The sequence below is a fragment of the Caulobacter flavus genome (assembly GCF_003722335.1).
Taxonomy (GTDB): Bacteria; Pseudomonadota; Alphaproteobacteria; order Caulobacterales; family Caulobacteraceae; genus Caulobacter; species Caulobacter flavus.
In genome coordinates this window covers 2,082,649-2,101,195 of record NZ_CP026100.1, presented here as the reverse complement: position 1 = coordinate 2,101,195, position 18,547 = coordinate 2,082,649, and the positions used below count along the sequence as shown (strand labels likewise).

Below are 18,547 nucleotides of genomic sequence, written 5' to 3'. Positions count from 1 at the left end.
CAATTCCGGTATCGGTCGATAGCGCCTTTGGCTTAGACCCCGGCGGACGGGCTCTCTACCGTCACCCTCAAGAAACGGCCTCCCGGCGTTCGGGAACAGGCCGTCGCTCGGAGAGGACTTCATGAGCCAGATGTCGCCGACGGACGTGGCCCGCCAGCTCGGCGGCGGCCTGCTGTCGTTCCCCGTCACCCATTTCGACGCCCAGCACCAGTTCCTGGAAGCGCCCTATCGCGAACACTGCGCCTGGATGCTGGACCACGAGCTGGCCGGCCTGTTCGCCGCCGGCGGCACGGGCGAGTTCTTCTCGCTGCGTCCGGACGAAGTGGGCAAGGTGGTGCGCGCGGCGGTCGCCGAAACGGCCGGCAAGATCCCGGTCATCGCCGGCTGCGGCTACGGCACGGCCATCGCCACCGACCTGGCTCGCGACGCCGAAGCCGCCGGCGCCGACGGCCTGCTGCTGCTGCCGCCCTACCTGACCAACGCCACCCAGGAAGGCCTGCTGGCCCATATCGAGTCGGTCTGCAAGGCCACCAGCCTGGGGGTCATCGTCTACAACCGCGACAACGCCGTCATCAACGAGGACACCCTCGAGAAGCTGTGCGACCGCAATCCCAACCTCGTCGGCTTCAAGGACGGGGTCGGCGACCTGGAGCTGATGATGCGGGTCTATGCCCGCATGGGCGACCGCCTGACCTATATCGGCGGCCTGCCGACGGCCGAGACCTTCGCCCTGCCCTACCTGGAGATGGGCGTGACGACCTACTCGTCGGCGATCTTCAACTTCCTGCCGCAGTGGGCCCTGTCGTTCTACAAGGCGGTGCGCGCCCGCGACCGCGAGGCGGTGATGACCGGCCTGCGCGACTTCGTGCTGCCCTACATCGCCCTGCGCAACAAGGGTAAGGGCTACGCCGTCTCGATCGTGAAGGCGGGCATGAAGGCCGTCGGCCGCGACGCCGGCCCGGTGCGCCAGCCGCTTACCGACCTGACGCCCGAGGAGTTCAGCCAGCTCCAGGGCCTGATCGCCCGCGTCCAAGGCTGACCCCTGAACGCGCTGACCCCCGTCCGGACGCCGGCCCTTCTTCCCGGGAAGAAGGCGCTGGCGATCGGCCCCAACGAGCGTCTAGCCTCGCGACTCCAGGGTGTTGTCGACGGGCGCTTTCCGATGTTCGAACTCAGTCAGCTTCGCTGCTTCGTCGCCACGGCCGAGGAGCTGCATTTCGGCCGCGCGGCCCAGCGGCTGAACATGACCCAGCCGCCGCTGAGCCGGCAGGTGCAGTTGCTGGAACGCATACTGGGCGTCACCCTGCTGGACCGCACCAGCCGCTCGGTGCGCCTGACCCCGGCCGGGCGCGCCTTCCTGCTGGAGGCCCGCCGCATCCTGCGCCTGGCCGAGAGCGCGGCGCTGGCCACCCGCCGCATCGCCAGCGGCGACGCCGGCCAGATCGCCATCGGCTTCACCGCCGTCTCCGGCTACAGCTTCCTGCCGCGCCTGGTGATCCTTTCGAACGCCCGCCTGCCCAACGCCGACCTGACGCTGCGCGAGATGGTCACCCGCGAGCAGGTCGAAGCCCTGCTGACCGGCCGCATCGACATCGGCCTGGTGCGCCCGCCGATGGACCGCGTCGAGTTCGCCACCGCCCGGGTGCTGTCCGAGCCTCTCGTTGCCGCCCTGCCCAACGGCGACCCGCGCCTGGTCAAGGCCAGCCTGACCCTGGCCGACTTCGACGCCGGCCCGCTGATCATGTATTCGCCGGAAGGCGCGGGCTATTTCTACAACATGCTGACCACGCTGTTCGACGCCCACGGCGTGGCCCCGAACTACGTGCAGCACGTCACCCAGATCCACTCGATGCTGGCCCTCGTCCACGCGGGTCTCGGCGCGGCGATCGTGCCGGAGTCGGCCATGAGCCTGCACTTCGACGACGTGCAGTTCCGTCCCGTCGAGACCACGCCCGACCGGCCGGTCGAGCTCTACATGGCCTGGCGCAAGGACAACGAGAGCCCGATCCTGCAGACCTTCATCGACCTTTGCCTGGCCGAGGCCTCGCCGGCGGATCCGGACGAGCGCTGACGCGCCCTCGCCTCCCGTCGGCCGCGCGCGGCCCAACGACAAGAAGACGGGAGACCACCATGACCCTCGATCGCCGCGCCGTGCTGGGCGCAGCCGCCGCGCTCGCCATGCCCTTGCAGGTCAATGCGGCCGGACGCGCCGCGCCCGTGGCGACCACCACGGCGGGCAAGGTGCGCGGCGCCGAGGTGGACGGGATCAAGGTGTTCAAGGGCGTGCGCTACGGGGCCGACACCGCCTCGCGGCGCTTCCAGCCGGCGCAGGCGGCCCAGCCCTGGAAGGGCGTCGCCGACGCCCTCGCCTACGGCCCGGCCTCGCCGCAGCTGAAGACCGACGAGGCCGCCAGCGAGGACTGCCTGTTCCTCAACGTCTGGACCCCGGGCCTGGCCGACGGGAAGAAGCGGCCGGTGATGGTCTACGTGCATGGCGGCGCCCACGCCAACGGCTCGGGCTCCAGCCCGCTCTATGACGGGACTTGGCTGGCCAGGACCTACGACGTGGTGGTGGTCACCGTGAACCACCGCCTCAACGCCTTCGGCTACGCCTACCTGGCGCGCCTGGGCGGACCCGAACTGGCCGACAGCGGCAATGTCGGCAATCTCGACCTGATCCTCGCCCTGCAATGGGTGCGTGACAATATCGGCGCCTTCGGCGGCGATCCGGGCAACGTCACGACCTTCGGCCAGTCGGGCGGCGGGGCCAAGTGCGTGACCCTGATGGCCATGCCGCGCGCGGCGGGGCTCTACCACAAGGTGGCGACCATGAGCGGCCAGCACGTCACCGCCATGGGGCCGATCCACGCCACCATCCGCGCCCGCGCCTTCATGGAGAAGCTGGGCCTGAAGCCCGATGAGGCCGACAAGCTGAAGACCCTGCCCGCCGCCCAGCTGGTCGAGGCGCTGAAGATGCGCGATCCGCTGGAGCGCAAGGGCGGCGTCGTCTTCTGGTCCGTCGTCGACCACGGCGTGCTGCCGCGCCACCCGTTCTATCCGGACGCCCCGCGCGAGAGCGGCCACATCCCGATGATCATCGGCAACACCCACGACGAGACCAAGGCCTTCCTCGGCGGCGACCCGAAGAACTTCGCCCTGACCTGGGACGAGTTGCCGGGCCGGCTGGAGAACGAGCTCGTGCTCGACATGTCGCCGCAATACCTGGTCGGCCGCTATCGGGCGCTCTATCCCCAGGCCAGCCCCTCGGACCTGTTCTTCGCCATCACCACGGCCGGGCGCTCGTGGCCTGGGCACCTGATCCAGGCCGAGCAGCGGGCCCGCATCGGCGCCCCGGCCTGGATGTATCAGCTGGACTTCGGCGCCCAGACCGACCCCAGGATGGGCGCCTACCACGGCTACGACATCGCGCTGGTGTTCGGCACGCTGGCCGCCAAGGGCTCGATGACCGGTACGGGCCCGGCGGCGATCAAGGTGCGCGACCAGCTGAGCGCCGCCTTCGCATCCTTTGCCCGGACCGGCGATCCCAACTGCGCGGCGATCCCCGCCTGGGAGCGCTACACCCTGCCCCGGCGGCCGACGCTGGTGGTCGACGAGACCTCGGCGATGGTGAACGATCCCCGCAAGGAAGAGCGCGAGATCTTCGCCGTCGCGCCGTTCATGAAGGAAGGGACGTAAGCCAAGACCCTCCCCCTGAAGGGGGAGGTGTCGGCGAAGCCGACGGAGGGGGAAGTAGCTGACGACTTTCAACCGCCTCGAAAGCTGAAAACGCCCCCCTCCGGCCCTTCGGGCCACCTCCCCCAGAGGGGGACTGTTGCGAAATTCGGAACGTCGAAGAACAGACCAGAATCCGTTCGAGAACAGTTCGGAATCAAAAGGGGAAAGTCGTTCTTGTTTTACCCCATTATGCAACGATCCCCCAGAGGGGGAGGATTTAACTATGGGGGAGCTGTCGCGGAGCGACTGAGGGGGCAGCGCCGGGCCTACCGTCCCACGGCGACGGCAGACGAGAACGCCGAAGTCGCCCCGGTCGGCGTCGTCACCGTAGCCGTGATCGCATCGCCGATCCTGGCCGCGGCGACCTTGCCGGAAAACTCGGCGCGGCCGCCGGCGTCGGTCACGGCGCGCAGAGAGCCCAGATACCGCTCGCCCTCCCCGCCCAGCGGCGGATTGCCGAACACCTCGACCACCAGGGCGGCGTTGGGCGGACCGTCCAGCAGGCCGCTGACCGCGATCTCGTCCTTGGAGACATGCGCCGTCGCCAGCCTCGGCGGCTGCAGCCCGAACTGCGGCGTCGCGTGGCACTTGTCGGGCGTGTTGTCCGCCGTGCAGACCTGGGCCGCGCCGGCCTTGTCGAACACCACGCCCATGCCGCGCGAGCCGACGAAGCTGGCGTGCTCCAGGCCCGGCGGTCCGACGACGATCCCGCCCCGGACCATCTGCTCGTCGCAGGAGCCGCCGGCCGAGCACAGCCTGATCGGCTTGCCGTTGCCGGCGATGACGTTCTGGCTGATGCGGTTGGCCGTCGCCCTGGCCTCGGGCCGCACGGCGATACCGATGCCGTTGCCGCGGATCTCGTTGCCGGCGATCATGTTGCCCTCGCCGCTGACGCTGATCCCGAAGGCGTTGCCGGTGAAGACGTTGGCGCCGACGTAGTTGCGCGCGCCCCAGTTCAGCTGCAGCCCGTCGGAATAGTTGGAAAAGCGGTTGCGCACGACCGTGTTGTCGTTGCCCCACAGGATCTCGATGCCCTGCGAGGGCTCCAGGTTGCCGGTCCCGCCGTCGAAGCTGTTGTCGGCGATCAGGTTGAAGGCCGCGCCGCGCGTCAGCTCCAGGCCGTCGCCGTTCTCGATGAAGGCGTTGCGCAGCACCTTGTTGTCGAGCGTGGTGTGCGAGGTCGAGCCGCCCTTGCCGTCGTCGCCGCTGAGCATCACGCCCGCGCCGCCGATGTTCCTGACGATGCGGTTGTCGGCGATCACCGCGTTCGACGTGCGCAGCACCAGCACGCCGATGCAGAAGCCCCGGATCTCCAGCCCGCGCAGGGTCACGCCCTTGGTGTCGACCAGGGCGAAGCCCGGATTGCTGGCCGTGCGGACATTGGTGCCGTACTGGCCCTGGACCATGCCCGGGCAGGATTTCAGATCCCGGACCAGATAGCCCGAGCCGTCGATCACGTTGTGGCCGCCCGTCCGCGCGAAGGCCTGGCCCTCGATCACCACCGGCCCCTTGATCGGCGGCAGGGCGGACTTGAGCACGACGGCCGGAGCGGCGATCTCGATGCGATAGCGGCCGGGCTCGGCGTTGCTGGTCTCGATCGCCCAGCGCAGCGACCCCTTCACGCCGTCGTCGACCGCGCGGTCGACCAGCAACGGCTCGGTCCGCGCTCCCGACTGGGCGGGACCACCGGCGGCGACGGCGGCGATCGGCTTGGGGTCTTGGGCCAGGGCCGGCGAGGCCAGCAGAGCCGCGACGATCGCAGCGGCGGCAACACGAACCATCGATCGCTCCATTCAACGTCTCACAACTCGTCATCCCGGAAAGCCCGAAGGGCTTATCCGGGACCCAGGAGCCGCCGCGCTGCCGCTCGCCCCCTGGGTCCCGGCTCTCCGCTTGCGGCCGGGATGACGGGAATTGATGCAGTTATCCCGCCCTGTCCCAGGGAAAACTCAAGGTCGGTTGGTTGGCGTGGCGCTTCATCTTCAGGGTCAGGCGCGCGCCAGAGCCCGGCGCCAGCCGCACCGTGAAGGCCGAGGCGTCGACCGCCTGCACCGCCCCCTCGCCGATCGCGGCGCCAAGAATCTGGTGCTCGCCATAGGCGCCGCCCTGCACCGTCACCATGCGCGCCGCCGTCGGGCTAAGATTGACCAGGCTGACCACCGTCTCGTCGTCGGTCAGCGTCTCGACCAGGGCCGCCACGTCCGGCGGGACGCCGGCCCGGCGGCGCTCCGGATCGAAGTAGCGCAGCCGCGCGTAGTGCAACGCGCCGCCCTGCGCGGGCGAGGACTTCGACCACGGCGGCCGGGCGATGTGGATGCCGCCCTCCATCAGCTGGATCAGGGCCGTGACGCTGGCGGGATTGATGTCCAGCGCCGCGTCGGCCAGGCGGGTGTCGGGAGTCGATGCGTCGTCGCGCTGGGCCTTCGCGCGGGCCTGCACCCGCTCCAGGTCGCCGCGCAGGGCCTTGGCTGGAAAGGAGGGATCCTTGCCATCCAACCAGTCGAGCCAGGGGTGGCTGGCGGCCCGGGCGCGGTCGGACGCCTTCATCGACAGGTACCAGATCTCCAGCCCGTTCAGCTGGTACTCGCCGGGGGCGTAGCCGTACCAACCCTTGGGGCCGTACATGCGCGGGGTCGAGACCTTGCCGTCCAGCACCTTCTTCTGGCCGTTGATGACGTCGTTCTGGCGGCGCCACACGTCCAGATACTTGTCGTCGCCGGTCAGCAGGTAGGCGTTCATGAAGCCGACGACGGCGCGCGGCACGCGGTTGCGGTCCTCGCGATGGCCGCTCTGCGGCACGACCGGCGAGAAGCCCCAGCCATAGGTTCCGCTCCACCACCGCCCCTTGGGGACCTGGCCGTCCAGCCCGACCTTGCTGGGGATCACGTCGCCGTTGGCCCGGGCGCGCTCGATCCAGCCGTCGACATATTTCAGGATCCAGTCGCGGTACCTGGCCTCGTGGTCGAGCATGTAGGCGTTCATCACCAGGCTGGTGGCCTGCAGGTTCAGCGGGCTGTCGCCGACCACGTCGCCGTACTCGTCGTAGTGGGCAAGCGTCTCCTCGTAGGAGCGCTCGCCGTGCTCCATGTAGAAGTGGGTCACGTCGAAGGGATCGCCGGCCCAATCCAGAGGCGTGGCCTTGCGCAGCATCGGACCCCGGCTGCCGGTGATCATGCTGCGGATGATGTTGAGCTTGGGATCGTAGTTCGGCGTGGAGGGATCCTCGCCGGTATAGAAGCCCGAGAACCGCTTGGCCCGCTCGCGGAAGCGCGGATCGTTGGGCGCCGACAGACCCAGCAGGTTGAACACCGACAGCCCCTCGGAGAGGTGCTGCCAGTCGCTCATGACCGGGAATTCCTTGTAGTACATGCCGTCGCGGGCGAACGGCACGTCCTTGGTCCGGGCCGCCGTGTACTGGCGGATATTGCCCTCGAAGGCCTTCTGGGCCAGCTCCAGCACCCGGTCGCCGGCGCCCAGCGCATGCAGGGTCGGCCAGTCGTTGACGTTCTCGATGGCGTCGTCGGGGCCGTCGTTGGCGCCCCAGCGCTCGAAGGCCAGCAGGTAGCCGCGCTCGTCGAAATAGCGGGCGAAGAAGGCCTCGCAGGCCTGCTCGTTGGCTCTCAGCAGCTCGCGCTGCAGCAGGGCCCATTCGGGCGCGGCCATCGGCGTCGTGACCGTGAAGGCGGCGGGCGCGGCGCTCGCGTTGCCGCCGATCCCCGCGAGGACCAGGGCCGAGGCGCCGGCCAGGACGTGGCGTCGGGAGAGCATCAGGCCGCCTTCAGCTGCAGGCGCTGGATCTTCCCGACGATCAGGAAATAGGCCAGCACGGCGATCAGGCAGTGGGCGCCCACGAAGATCAAGGCGCCGTCGAACGAGCCGGTGGCCTGGACGATGTAGCCGATGACGATCGGGGTCACGATGCCGGCGGTGTTGCCGAAGGTGTTGAAGACCCCGCCGGTGACGCCGGCCATCTCCTTGGGCGAAGTGTCCGACACCACCGCCCAGCCCAGCGACGCCACGCCCTTGCCGAAGAAGGCCGCGGCCATGATCACGATGACCAGCCACTCCTGTTCGACGTAGTTGCAGATGACGATGCAGGTGGCCAGGATCATGCCCAGCAGCAGCGGCGTCTTGCGGGCGATGTCGAGATTGCCGGTCTTCTTGAGCAGGTGGTCGGAGATCATCCCGCCCAGCAGGCCGCCGGCGAAGCCGCACAGGGCCGGCAGGGCAGCGGTGAACCCGGCCTGCAGGATCGAGAGCCCCCGGGCCTTCACCAGGTAGATCGGGAACCAGGTGACGAAGAAGTAGGTCAGCACGTTGATGCAGTACTGGCCGATATAGACGCCCATCAGCATGCGGCTGGTCAGCACCTGCTTGACGTTGGCCCAGGTGAAGGCCGCGCCGGCGCCGGCGGTCTTGTCCTCCATCCGCACCAGGCCGCCGCCGGCCTCGATGTAGTCGAACTCGGCCTTGTTGATCGTCGGGTGCTCGACCGGGCTGTGGATCAGCTTGACGAAGAAGAAGGCCGCGACGATGCCGACCGCGCCCATGACGAAGAACACCGAACGCCAGCCGAAGTCGTGGGCCAGCCAGCCCATCAGCGGCGCGAAGGCGACCAGCGAGAAGTACTGGGCCGAGTTGAAGATCGCCGAGGCCGTGCCGCGCTCCGAGCTCGGGAACCAGGCGGCCACGATCCGGGCATTGGCCGGGAACGACGGCGCCTCGGCCAGCCCCACCAGGAAGCGCATGCAGAACAGCGCCACGGCGGCGGCCAGGCCGGTGAAGACGCCGGAAAAACCCTGCAGCAGGGTGAAGCTTGACCACAGCACCAGGGCGGCGGTGTAGATCTTCTTGGAGCCGAAACGGTCGAGCAGCGCGCCGCCGGGGATCTGGCCCAGCACGTAGGCCCAGGCAAAGGCCGACATGATGTAGCCCATGGCCACCGGATCCAGGCCCAGCTCCTTCGACGCCGACTGGCCGGCGATCGAGAAGGTGGCGCGGTCGGCGTAGTTGATCGTCGTGATGATGAAGAGCGTCGCGATGATCAGCCAGCGCACGCGCGTACGCCTGGTGGTGTCGGTCATTGACGCTCTCCCATGGTCGCCGCTCTGTCGTCGGCGCTTTGAGAGGACGCTAGAGGGCGTCGGGCGCGAGGTCTAAGTCAATTCGCCTATGGACCGATCCACGGGCGACATGGATCGAACCTCGGTACGCATCGAAACCCAAGCCCGTCAAAGGATCGCCCGCGCGCGAAGCGGCAGGCGCCGTAGCGGAAACCTGTGGATCGGTGCACATCGCGCATAGGTCCATACCCGATTGGGATTGGCCCTCCGTTCGAACCCGTCCCTATGGTTCAGGCAACGAAGAAGCAGGCTTGGCCGGCTTCCAAAAGCGGCCCGCGAAGACGGGCATCGGGAGGGACACATGACGTCCAACAGGAACCCGCGCCTTCGCGCCGTGCTCGGCGCCAGCGCTTCGGCCTTCACCATCCTGGCCGCCGGCGCCGCGATCGCCCAGGAGGCCCCGCCGCCGGCGGCCGAACCCGCTTCGGACGAGGTCGAGGCCATCGTCGTCACCGGCTTCCGCGCCAGCCTGCAGAGCGCCATCAACCTCAAGCGCAACGAAAGCGGCGTGGTAGACGCCATCAAGGCCGAGGACATCGCCCAGTTCCCCGACCTGAACCTGGCGGAGTCGCTGCAGCGCATCCCCGGCGTTTCGATCTCGCGCATCAACGGCGAAGGCCGCCAGATCACGGTGCGGGGCCTGGGCTCGGAATACACCCGCGTCCGCATTAACGGCATGGAGGCGATCTCCACCACCGGCGGCACCGCCAACAGCGGCGGCACCAACCGCGGCCGCGGCTTCGACTTCAACGTCTTCGCCTCAGATCTCTTCAACAGCATCGCCGTGCGCAAGACCGCCTCGGCCGACGTCGAGGAAGGCTCGCTGGGCGCCACGGTCGACCTGACCACCGCCAAGGCTTTCGACAGCGGCAAGCCTCAGCTCGTGCTTTCGGCCGGCGCCAGCTACAACGACCTGTCGGAGAAGACCACGCCGCGCGTCTCGGTGCTGGCCAGCAACGTCTTCTTCGACGGCAAGGTCGGCGCCCTGCTGTCGGTGGCCTACGAAGAGCGCCACCTGAAGGAAGAAGGCGCCAACATCACCCGCTGGGCCACCGGCGCCAGCAACGGCGGCTTCAACAGCGCCTCGACCGTGCCGGGCTATACCGTCGCCCAGATCAACAGCGCCAACATCTTCGCCCCGCGCATCCCCGGCTATGTCAGCTACGACATCGAGTCCAAGCGCCTGGGGATCGCCGGCTCGCTGCAGTACAAGCCCAATTCCGACACCCAGGTGACGCTCGACGCGCTCTACGCCTACCTGGCCGGCACCCGCAAGGAAGCCCAGCTGCAGGCCATCGGCCTGTCGCGCGCCAACACCGGCAAGCCGCAGACCATCATCCGCGACGGCGTCGTCGAGAACGGCAACCTGGTCTACGCCCGGATGGACAATGTCGACCTGCGCACCCAGGCCGCCTACGACGAACTGAACACAGAGTTCAAACAGTTCACCCTGTCGGGCACGCACGACTTCAGCGGCAGCCTGCGGGTGGGCATGCTGGCGGGCTATTCGGACTCGACCTTCACCCAGCCGATCTCGACCATCGTCACCTTCGACCGGGCCAATAGCCAGAACTACCAGTACGACTTCCGCAAGGGCCGCGCGCCGCAGATCCTGCTGGGCTTCGACCCGACCGATCCGGCCAACTGGGCCTCGACCAACGGCACCTCCGAGGTGCGCATCCGCCCGCAGTTCGTCGAGAACCAGTTCTCGACCGCCAAGGTCTACGGCGAGTGGGACCTGAACGAAAACCTGCGCCTCAAGGCCGGCCTGGACTGGCGCAAGTTCGAATACGACAGCTACGGCCAGTACCGCACCAGCGAGACGGTGGTTCAGACCCTGACCCCGGCCCAGCTGGCCTCGGTGTCGAAGGTGTTCACCGGCTTTGGCCGCAACATGGACCTGCCGGAGGGCAACTTCACCTCCTGGCTGATCCCCGACATCGACAAGTACGCCGCCCTGCTGGGCATCTACAGCAACAGCGGCATCTACGCCCTGACCGACACCAACAACTCCAGCGCCCGGGGCCAGTACGGCGCGGTCGAGGAGCAGGACTACGGCGCCTACGTCCAGGCCGAGTTCAAGTTCGACGCGTTTGGCCTGCCGTTCCGGGGCGACGCAGGCGTGCGCCGGGTGCACACCGAGCAGGAATCGGCCGGCTACGCCGCCGTGGCCGGCGCCATCCAGCGGGTCGACGTGGCCCGCGACTACGACCTGACCCTGCCCTCGTTCAACCTGGCGGCCGACCTGTCCGACACCGTCGTGGCCCGCGTCAGCGCCGCCCAGACCATCGCCCGTCCGGGCATCGGCTCGCTGTCGCCCGGCGGCGACGTGGCCGTGCAGGGCGCCAACCGCACCTACAGCTCGGGCAACCCGTACCTGACCCCGACGAAGTCCGACAACCTGGACTTCTCGCTGGAATGGTACCGCGAAAAGGGCGCGATGATCGCGCTGGGCGTCTTCTACAAGCGCATCGACACCTTCGTGGCCACCCTGCGCCGCGAGGCCGTCTACAACACCCTGGGCCTGCCGGACTCGCTGCTGACCGGCACGGGCGCCACCACCGACCAGGTGTTCCAGGTCACCCAGCCGGTGAACAGCGACGGCGGCGACCTGAAAGGCTTCGAGATCAACATCCAGCAGCCCTTCACCTTCCTGCCGGGCTTCTGGAGCAACTTCGGCGTGGTGGCCAACTACACCTACGTCGACTCCAAGATCGAGTACCTGACCTCGACGACGCCCGGCGCCCCGACGGTGAACGCCACGCTGGTGGGCCTGTCGAAGAACGCCGCCAACCTGACGCTCTACTACGAGACCCCCAAGTGGAGCGTGCGCGGCTCGCTGGCCTATCGCGACGGCTACCTGACCCAGGTGCCCGGCAGCGACGGCAACACCGTCCAGGGCACCAACGAGACCCTGAACGTCGACATGCAGGCCAGCTGGAACATCCGCGACAATCTGAAACTGTCGATCGAGGGCGTGAACCTGACCGACGAGTTCAACGACCAGTACGTGGGCGATAGCAACCGACTGAACGTCTACACCCACAGCGGCCGCCAGTTCCTGGTGGGCCTGCGCTACAACTTCTAGGCGCGATCCTACCTCCCCCCGGCGCCTAGGCAGCCCGCGTCGCTCTCCTTCCAGGGCGGCGCGGGTTTTCTTTTGGGGAACGGGCGCGTGGTCCTCGCCCTTCGACAGGCTCAGGATGAGGACCACAGCAGACGCCGAGGCTAGAGGAACCTCACCCTGAGCTTGTCGAAGGGCGAGGTTCCCGCCCCTCACCTCGGCATCGTCGTCGCCTGGCGGCGCACTACCCGGCAGCGGGTCTGGCCGAACCTGGTGGCGCAGAAGCCCGTCTCGTCCGAGCCCTGGCGGATCACCGCCCAGCGGTCGCGATCACATTGATGCCAGGTCTCGCGGAAGCGTCCCTTGTCGTCATAGGGGAACACTGGCGAGTCGCCGTCGGTATAGAACCGGGTCATGCCGGTGAAACCGCCGAAGCTGGTCTTGCCGTTGACGACGCCGCAGACCCGCCCCGTCCGCGTCATCCATACCCCGCCCAGCTCCAGTTCTCGCGACTGCTTCAGGCGGGCGACGAGGGCGGGCCGCACCACAGCCCATCGCTGGACCGCCTGGCGGCGGGCCGGCTCCAGCGCCTTCCCCTGGGCGGGCGGCAGCGCGCCCATGGCCCGCTCGAACCGGATGAAGTCGAAGATCCCGTAGCCCAGGGCCGCCAGCATCGAAGCGACCATGACGAGGCCGAGGATGCGCCAGGCCAAGGCCGCGCCGCGCTTGCGGCCCACATGGGCGTCGGGAACGGGCAGGACGAACGACACGGTGATCTACCTCTCTGATCGAGAGGAAAGATTACATGTGTAATTCTATAAGTTCAACCGTCCCTTCAGTCGTCATCCCGGCCGCACCGCGCCGACCACCATCGGGCGGATAACTCAACAACCGAGCCCCGTCCCCTGGGTCCCGGACAAGCCCTGCGTGCTTTCCGGGATGACGGATCTTGGGAGAGCAGAAAGCCCCCTACCGCGCCGTTGTGTCGACGTTGCGGTGCAGTGGCGGCGGGGTGACGCCATCGACGAACAGGCGGGCGGTGCCGCCGGGCACGCGGAAGGCCGGCACGTCCAGGCCGCGCGGCGCCAGGGTCCAGACCGCCAGCACGGTCATGACCGTCAGGGCGGCGATGGTGACTGTCAGCCCCTCGGCGGCGACTGGGCCGGGCCCAGCCAGCACCCGCACGCGGGCGACCAGCGGATGGCGGCCGAAGGCGCAGGCCAGGGGCGAGGCCGCCGTGCAGGCGTGGGCCTTCATCAGGGTTTCGGCATAGCGCTTGCGGGCCTTGGGATGCAGGGCGACGACGTCGCCGTCGCAGGCGATTTCCTGGTCCAGGCGGGCGATCGCCGCGCCCAGATGGACGAAGGGGTTCAGCCAGCCCAGCACCTGCAGGACGGTAATGATCAGGTTGCCGCGCGGATCGCCGCGCCGCATGTGGGCGCGCTCGTGGGCCAGAACCAGTTCGCGCTCGTCGGCGGTGAAGCGTTGGGCGAAGTCGCGCGGAATGACCAGGCGCGGGCAGAACACGCCCATGACCGCCGGTCCTTCCAGCCCGGCGCGGGCGCGGCGGCGGAAGGCCCGCTCGCCCAAGGCGATGAAGCCAGCCAGGCCGACGACCCCGACGATCCACACCGCCAGCATGGCCACGGCCAGCAGACGCTCGGGCGGCTGGGCGGCGCTGCCCGCCTTCAGGGCTTCCGACAGGCTCGGAAACACGCTGACCAGGGCCGCGATCGGCGCCAGGCGCCACAGCTTGTAGGCCGCCTCGGCGCCGACCAGCCGGCGGACCGGAACGCGCAGCGCCAGGACGACCAGCACGCCTGCGGCGGCCGCCAGCTGGGCCCTCAGGAGGGTGACGGCCAGCAGCTCAACCAGCATCGTCCAGCTCCGCGATCAGCTGCTTCAGCTGCTTGACCTCGTCGGGCGACAGCGAGCGGTGCTTGGCGAAATGGGCGACCAGCGGCGTCAGACGGCCTTCGAACAGGCGGTCCAGCAGGCCCTGGCTCTCGGTCTGCAGATATTCGGCGCGACTGACGATCGGCACGTAGCGGACGCGGCCGTCGATGCGGCGCGACTCGATGGCCTTGCGCTTGAGCAGGCGGTTGATCAGCGTCTTGACCGTGGCCTCGCCCCAGCCTTGCGGACCGGCGACGGCTTCCAGGATCTCCTCGACGGTCAGGGGGCTCTGGGTCCAGAGCGCTTCCATGACGTGGCTTTCGGCTTGGGTGATGCTCATGGCTGTCCGCTGCTCTACTGGCCTGGATGATTACGCCCGTAAATGAAGCCGTCAAGCGATGCTTGGCGGACGCGGGCAGTCGGTTAAGAGTGCGCGCCATGACTCATCTGCTCGCTCCCCGCCTCGCGCCCTGCGGCCCGGTCGTCGACGACAAGGCGGCCGACCGCGCCCACGAGATGATCGCCAAGCGGACGGGCGAGCGGATGGCCGGCGTCGACGCGGTCTGGCCGGCCCTGGCCCCGGTGTTCGCCGCCAGCCCCTATCTGGCCGGCCTGGCCCGCCGCGACGGCGTGCGCCTGCCCACGATCCTGGACAGCGATCCGCAGGAACGCCTCGCCCATATCCTGGCGGCCGCCGAGGCCGTCGCCGCCGAGCCCGACTTCGAGACCGCCCGCAAGGCCCTCCGTGAACTGAAGGCCGACCTGCACCTGCTGACCGCGCTGTGCGACCTCGGCGCAGTCTGGGACCTGGACGCGGTGACCGGCGCCCTCACCCGCTTCGCCGACGCCAGCCTCAACGCCGCCCTGGCCCAGGCCGCGAGAGTCGAGGTGGCGCGCGGGGCGCTGACCCATGTGGGCGACGGCCCCGAGGGGGCGATCCCCGGCCTGTTCTGCATCGCCATGGGAAAGCACGGCGCCTACGAGCTGAACTATTCCAGCGACATCGACTTCTCGATCTTCTACGCGCCCGAGACCTTGCCGGTCAGCGAGGGGACCGAGCCGCAGGGCGTGGCCGTGCGCCTGACCCAGCACCTGGGCCGGATGCTGGCCGAGCGCACCGCCGACGGCTACGTCTTCCGCATCGACCTGCGCCTGCGTCCCGATCCCAGTTCGACCCCGCCGGCCATGCCGATCGACGCGGCCTTGGACTACTACGAGAGCGTCGGCCAGAACTGGGAGCGGGCGGCCCACATCAAGGCCCGTATCGCCGCCGGCGACATCGCGCGCGGCGAGGCCTTCCTGACCGAGCTGCAGCCGTTCATCTGGCGGCGCAACCTCGACTTCGCCGCCATCGCCGACATCCACTCCATCAAGCGCCAGATCCACGCCTACAAGGTGGACGAGCGGCTGGAGGCCAAGGGCGCGGACCTGAAGCTGGGACGCGGCGGCATCCGCGAGATCGAGTTCTTCGTCCAGACCCAGCAGCTGATCCTGGGCGGCCGCCACCCTGACCTGCGCAGCCCGCGCACCCTGGACGCCCTGGCCGCCCTGCGCGACGCCGGCCACGTGACGCCGGAGGACTGCGCGTACCTGACCGCCGCCTATCACGACCTGCGCGCCCTGGAGCACCGTGCCCAGATGATCGCCGACGACCAGACCCACAAGCTGCCGGAGTCCGACTCCGACCGCAAAAGGGTCGCCGCCCTGTGGGGCCAGGGCAATCTGCGCAGCTTCGACGCCGCCGTCGGCAAGATGCTGAAGGGCGTCAACCAGCGCTACGGCGCCCTCTTCAAGGGCGAGGAGGAGCTGTCGTCGCGCTTCGGCAGCCTGGTCTTCACCGGCGTCGAGGACGATCCCGAAACCCTGGCCACGCTCAAGCGCATGGGCTTTTCCTCGCCGGAGCGGGTGGCCGCCACCATCCGCGGCTGGCACCACGGCCACATCGCCGCCACCCGCACCGAGCGCGGCCGCGAGCTCTTCACCCGCCTGGCCCCGCGCCTGCTGGACGCCGCCAACGCCACGGGCGCGCCGGACGCGGCCTTCAACCGCTTCGCCGACTTCTTCGCCTCGCTGAGCTCGGGCGTGCAGATCCAGTCGCTGTTCCTGGCCCAGCCGCGCCTGTTCGAGCTGGTGGTGCAGGTGATGGCCTTCGCGCCGCGCCTGGCCGCCACCCTGGCCCGCCGGCCGACGGCGCTGGACGCCCTGCTCGACCCGGCCTTCTTCGGCCCGATGGAGATGCCGGCCGAGGTTCCCTGGGATCCCAGCGAGTTCGAGCCGTCGATGGACGCGGCCCGGCGGCTGTTTCGCGACCAGGCCTTCCGCATCGGCGTGCGGGTGATGAGCGGCACGGCCGACGCCCGCGACGTGGGCCGCGCCTTCGCCGACCTGGGCGACCTGATCGTCGGCGGCCTGGCGCCCGCCGCCCTGGCCGAGGCCGAGCGGCTGGGCGGCGCCTTCCCCGGCCAGGTGGCCGTGGTCGCCCTGGGCAAGGCCGGCTCGCGCGAGATGACCGCCAAGTCCGACCTCGACCTGATGACGCTGTACGCCGCAGACGAACCGGCCGGCGCATCCGAGATCAAGGGCTGGAGCGCCGACGTCTTCTACGCCCGCTTCACCCAGCGACTGGCCTCGGCCCTGTCGGCGCCGACCGCCGAGGGCACGCTCTACGAGGTGGACCTCAAGCTGCGTCCCTCGGGCAGCAAGGGGCCGGTGGCGGTCAGCTTCACCGCCTTCGAGGACTATTACGAGCGCGAGTGCGAGACCTGGGAGTTGCTGGCCCTGACCCGCGCCCGGGTGATCTGGGCCAGCTCGCCGGCGTTCAAGGCGCGGGCGGAAGGCACGATCGAGGCCGCCCTGCGCCGCCCGCGCGACGTGGCCAAGACCGCCGCCGACGTGCTGGAAATGCGCGAGCTGATGGAGCGCGAGCGGCCGGGCAAGGGTCCCTGGGACCTGAAGCTCGAGCCCGGCGGCCTCGTGGACATCGAGTTCATCGCCCAGTTCCTGCAACTGGCCCACGGACCAGATGGCGGCCCGCTGGCCCAGAACACAGGCGAGGCCCTGTCGGCCCTGATCGAGGCGGGCCTGGCCGACAAGGCGTCCCTGACCGCGGCCCTGTCGGCCTGGCGGCTGGAGCAGGACCTGTCGCAACTGATCAAGGTGGCGCTGGAGAACGGCGACGATCCCGAGAGCGAGCCCAAGGCCTTCCGCGCCCTGCTGGCCCGCGCCGGCCACGTCACCCAGTTCCGCTCGCTGAAGACCAAGCTGGTCAAGGCGAAGGCGGAAGCCCGGAAGGCGTTCGAGGACGTGGTGCGGTAGGGGGGCAAGACCCCCTCAGTCGGCTTCGCCGACAGCTCATCTTGGCGCTTTAGATCCTCCCCCTCTGGGGGATCGTTGCATAATGGGGTAAAACGAGAACGACTTTCCCCTTTTGATTCCGAACTGTTCTCGAACAGATTCTGGTCTGTTCTTCGACGTTCCGAATTTCGCAACAGTCCCCCTCTGGGGGGAGGTGGCCCGAAGGGCCGGAGGGGGGCCGTTTTCAGCTTTCGAAACGCTGACAGTCAGCCCACTTCCCCCTCCGTCGGCTTCGCCGACACCTCCCCCTTCAGGGGGAGGATCTTGCGGTCAGCGACGGAAACCCCGCCCTGCCCCGTTGAAGCTCCTGAAGGACGGGCCATTCCCTACACCCGGAGCATTCGATGAAGACGTTCACCACCCTGGTCGCCGCGACCTCGATCGCCGCCTGCGCCGTGCCGGCCATGGCCCAGACCAAGCCGGCCGGCGAAGCCCTCGCCGCCTTCCAGAGCCAGCGCGCGGCCCAGATGCTGGCCAAGCTGGACGCCGACAAGGACGGCAAGCTGTCGAAGACCGAGTTCGAGGCCATGCGGAAAAAGAAGGCCGACGGCGCCAAGGCCCAAGGGGCCAAAGCCGGCCGCGGCGATCGCCTGTGGGGCCGCGTGGACGCCGACAAGGACGGCTTCCTGTCGCGCGCCGAACTGGAGAGCATGGCCGCCAAGCGCTTCCAGCGGATGGACGCCGACGGCGACGGCGTGCTCACCTCGGCCGAACGACAGGCCGCGGCCGGCAAGGCCAAGGCGATGATGTGACGGCCGACATGGGCTTGGCGTGACGAGGTGAGGCTTGGCGAGCGAGGGGGAAGACCCCGACCTGGCGTTGCTGGAAGGCGTGGGACGGGGCGAGCAGGCCGCCGTGCGACGCCTGCTGGACGCTCGCCTGCCGCGCGTTCTGGCCTTGGCCCGGCGGCTCCTGGCCGACCCGGACGAGGCCCAGGACGTGGCCCAGGAGACCTTCCTGCGGGCCTGGAGGCAGGCGCCCTCGTGGCGTCCTGGCCAGGCCCGCTTCGACACCTGGCTGCACCGCGTGGCGCTAAACCTGTGCCGCGACCGGCTGCGGCGACGGCGGGAGACGACCATGGCCCAGCCCCCGGAGGTGGCCGACATCGCGCCCGACGGCGAGGGCGCGCTGCTGGGCGTTCAGATCGGCGGCCGCATCGAGCGGGCGCTGGCCGCCCTGCCCGAGCGCCAGCGCGAGGCGATCGTGCTGTGCCACCATCAGGGCCTGGGCAACAAGGAGGCCGCCGCCCTGCTGGGCGTGTCGGTCGAGACGCTGGAAAGCCTGCTGGGCCGGGGACGGCGCGCCCTGCGCGCGGCCCTGGCCGATCTGATGGAGGCGGTCAGATGATCATCCGGGCGATGAGCTCGAAGGAGGG

At 69.2% G+C, this 18,547-nt stretch carries 13 protein-coding genes; 7 read left to right on the top strand and 6 right to left on the bottom strand.

All coding sequences use genetic code 11. From position 1 onward, the window contains the following. The first annotated feature begins 121 nt into the window (after positions 1–121). The 3 genes from kdgD (at position 122) to C1707_RS09845 (ending at position 3,696) form a co-directional block, all read left to right on the top strand. Entirely contained in the window at positions 122–1,039 is a 918-nt protein-coding gene (gene kdgD, locus C1707_RS09855) for a 5-dehydro-4-deoxyglucarate dehydratase (RefSeq protein ID WP_101713910.1), read from the top strand. 123 nt (positions 1,040–1,162) lie between these two features. Beyond that, positions 1,163–2,071 carry a LysR substrate-binding domain-containing protein gene (locus C1707_RS09850; protein ID WP_101713909.1) on the top strand — a complete coding sequence of 303 codons (909 nt, stop codon included), beginning with the start codon at positions 1,163–1,165 and terminating at the stop codon, positions 2,069–2,071. A 59-nt stretch (positions 2,072–2,130) separates the two neighbouring features. Then, positions 2,131–3,696 carry a carboxylesterase/lipase family protein gene (locus C1707_RS09845; RefSeq protein ID WP_101713908.1) on the top strand — a complete coding sequence of 522 codons (1,566 nt, stop codon included), beginning with the start codon at positions 2,131–2,133 and terminating at the stop codon, positions 3,694–3,696. Between the two features lie 305 nt (positions 3,697–4,001). Here C1707_RS09845 and C1707_RS09840 read toward each other — a convergent pair whose 3' ends face one another. The 3 genes from C1707_RS09840 to C1707_RS09830 form a co-directional block, all read right to left on the bottom strand. Continuing rightward, positions 4,002–5,516 carry a right-handed parallel beta-helix repeat-containing protein gene (locus C1707_RS09840; protein WP_101713907.1) on the bottom strand — a complete coding sequence of 505 codons (1,515 nt, stop codon included), beginning with the start codon at positions 5,514–5,516 and terminating at the stop codon, positions 4,002–4,004. 142 nt (positions 5,517–5,658) lie between these two features. Then, positions 5,659–7,503, bottom strand: coding sequence for a DUF8034 domain-containing protein (locus C1707_RS09835; protein WP_101713906.1), 1,845 nt, complete (start codon positions 7,501–7,503; stop codon positions 5,659–5,661). Further along, complete coding sequence (locus C1707_RS09830; protein ID WP_101713905.1) at positions 7,503–8,819, bottom strand: MFS transporter; 1,317 nt, start codon at positions 8,817–8,819, stop codon at positions 7,503–7,505. The genes C1707_RS09835 and C1707_RS09830 overlap by 1 nt, the downstream gene beginning before the upstream one ends. A gap of 340 nt (positions 8,820–9,159) precedes the next feature. Between C1707_RS09830 and C1707_RS09825 the strand changes: the two genes are divergently transcribed. Then, complete coding sequence (locus tag C1707_RS09825) at positions 9,160–11,946, top strand: TonB-dependent receptor (RefSeq protein ID WP_101713904.1); 2,787 nt, start codon at positions 9,160–9,162, stop codon at positions 11,944–11,946. A 188-nt stretch (positions 11,947–12,134) separates the two neighbouring features. Here the strand turns inward: C1707_RS09825 and C1707_RS09820 are convergent, their stop codons facing one another. From C1707_RS09820 to C1707_RS09810, 3 genes are all read right to left on the bottom strand, one after another. Next, entirely contained in the window at positions 12,135–12,692 is a 558-nt protein-coding gene (locus C1707_RS09820) for a hypothetical protein (RefSeq protein WP_101713903.1), read from the bottom strand. A 199-nt stretch (positions 12,693–12,891) separates the two neighbouring features. Then, complete coding sequence (locus C1707_RS09815) at positions 12,892–13,800, bottom strand: M56 family metallopeptidase (protein ID WP_101713902.1); 909 nt, start codon at positions 13,798–13,800, stop codon at positions 12,892–12,894. Next, on the bottom strand, positions 13,790–14,158 hold the full coding sequence (locus tag C1707_RS09810) for a BlaI/MecI/CopY family transcriptional regulator (protein ID WP_101713901.1): 369 nt from the start codon (positions 14,156–14,158) through the stop codon (positions 13,790–13,792). Before C1707_RS09810 ends, C1707_RS09815 begins: the two co-directional genes overlap by 11 nt. 98 nt (positions 14,159–14,256) lie before the next feature. On the opposite strand from C1707_RS09810, the gene C1707_RS09805 reads away from it, so the two are divergent. The 3 genes from C1707_RS09805 (at position 14,257) to C1707_RS09795 (ending at position 18,519) form a co-directional block, all read left to right on the top strand. Further along, positions 14,257–17,133, top strand: coding sequence for a bifunctional [glutamine synthetase] adenylyltransferase/[glutamine synthetase]-adenylyl-L-tyrosine phosphorylase (locus C1707_RS09805; RefSeq protein WP_240633898.1), 2,877 nt, complete (start codon positions 14,257–14,259; stop codon positions 17,131–17,133). Positions 17,134–17,516: 383 nt separating this feature from the next. After that, on the top strand, positions 17,517–17,924 hold the full coding sequence (locus C1707_RS09800) for an EF-hand domain-containing protein (RefSeq protein WP_101713899.1): 408 nt from the start codon (positions 17,517–17,519) through the stop codon (positions 17,922–17,924). A 34-nt stretch (positions 17,925–17,958) separates the two neighbouring features. After that, positions 17,959–18,519 (top strand): RNA polymerase sigma factor, encoded by a 561-nt coding sequence (locus C1707_RS09795; RefSeq protein ID WP_101713898.1) that lies wholly within the window; start codon positions 17,959–17,961, stop codon positions 18,517–18,519. Positions 18,520–18,547: the final 28 nt, after the last annotated feature.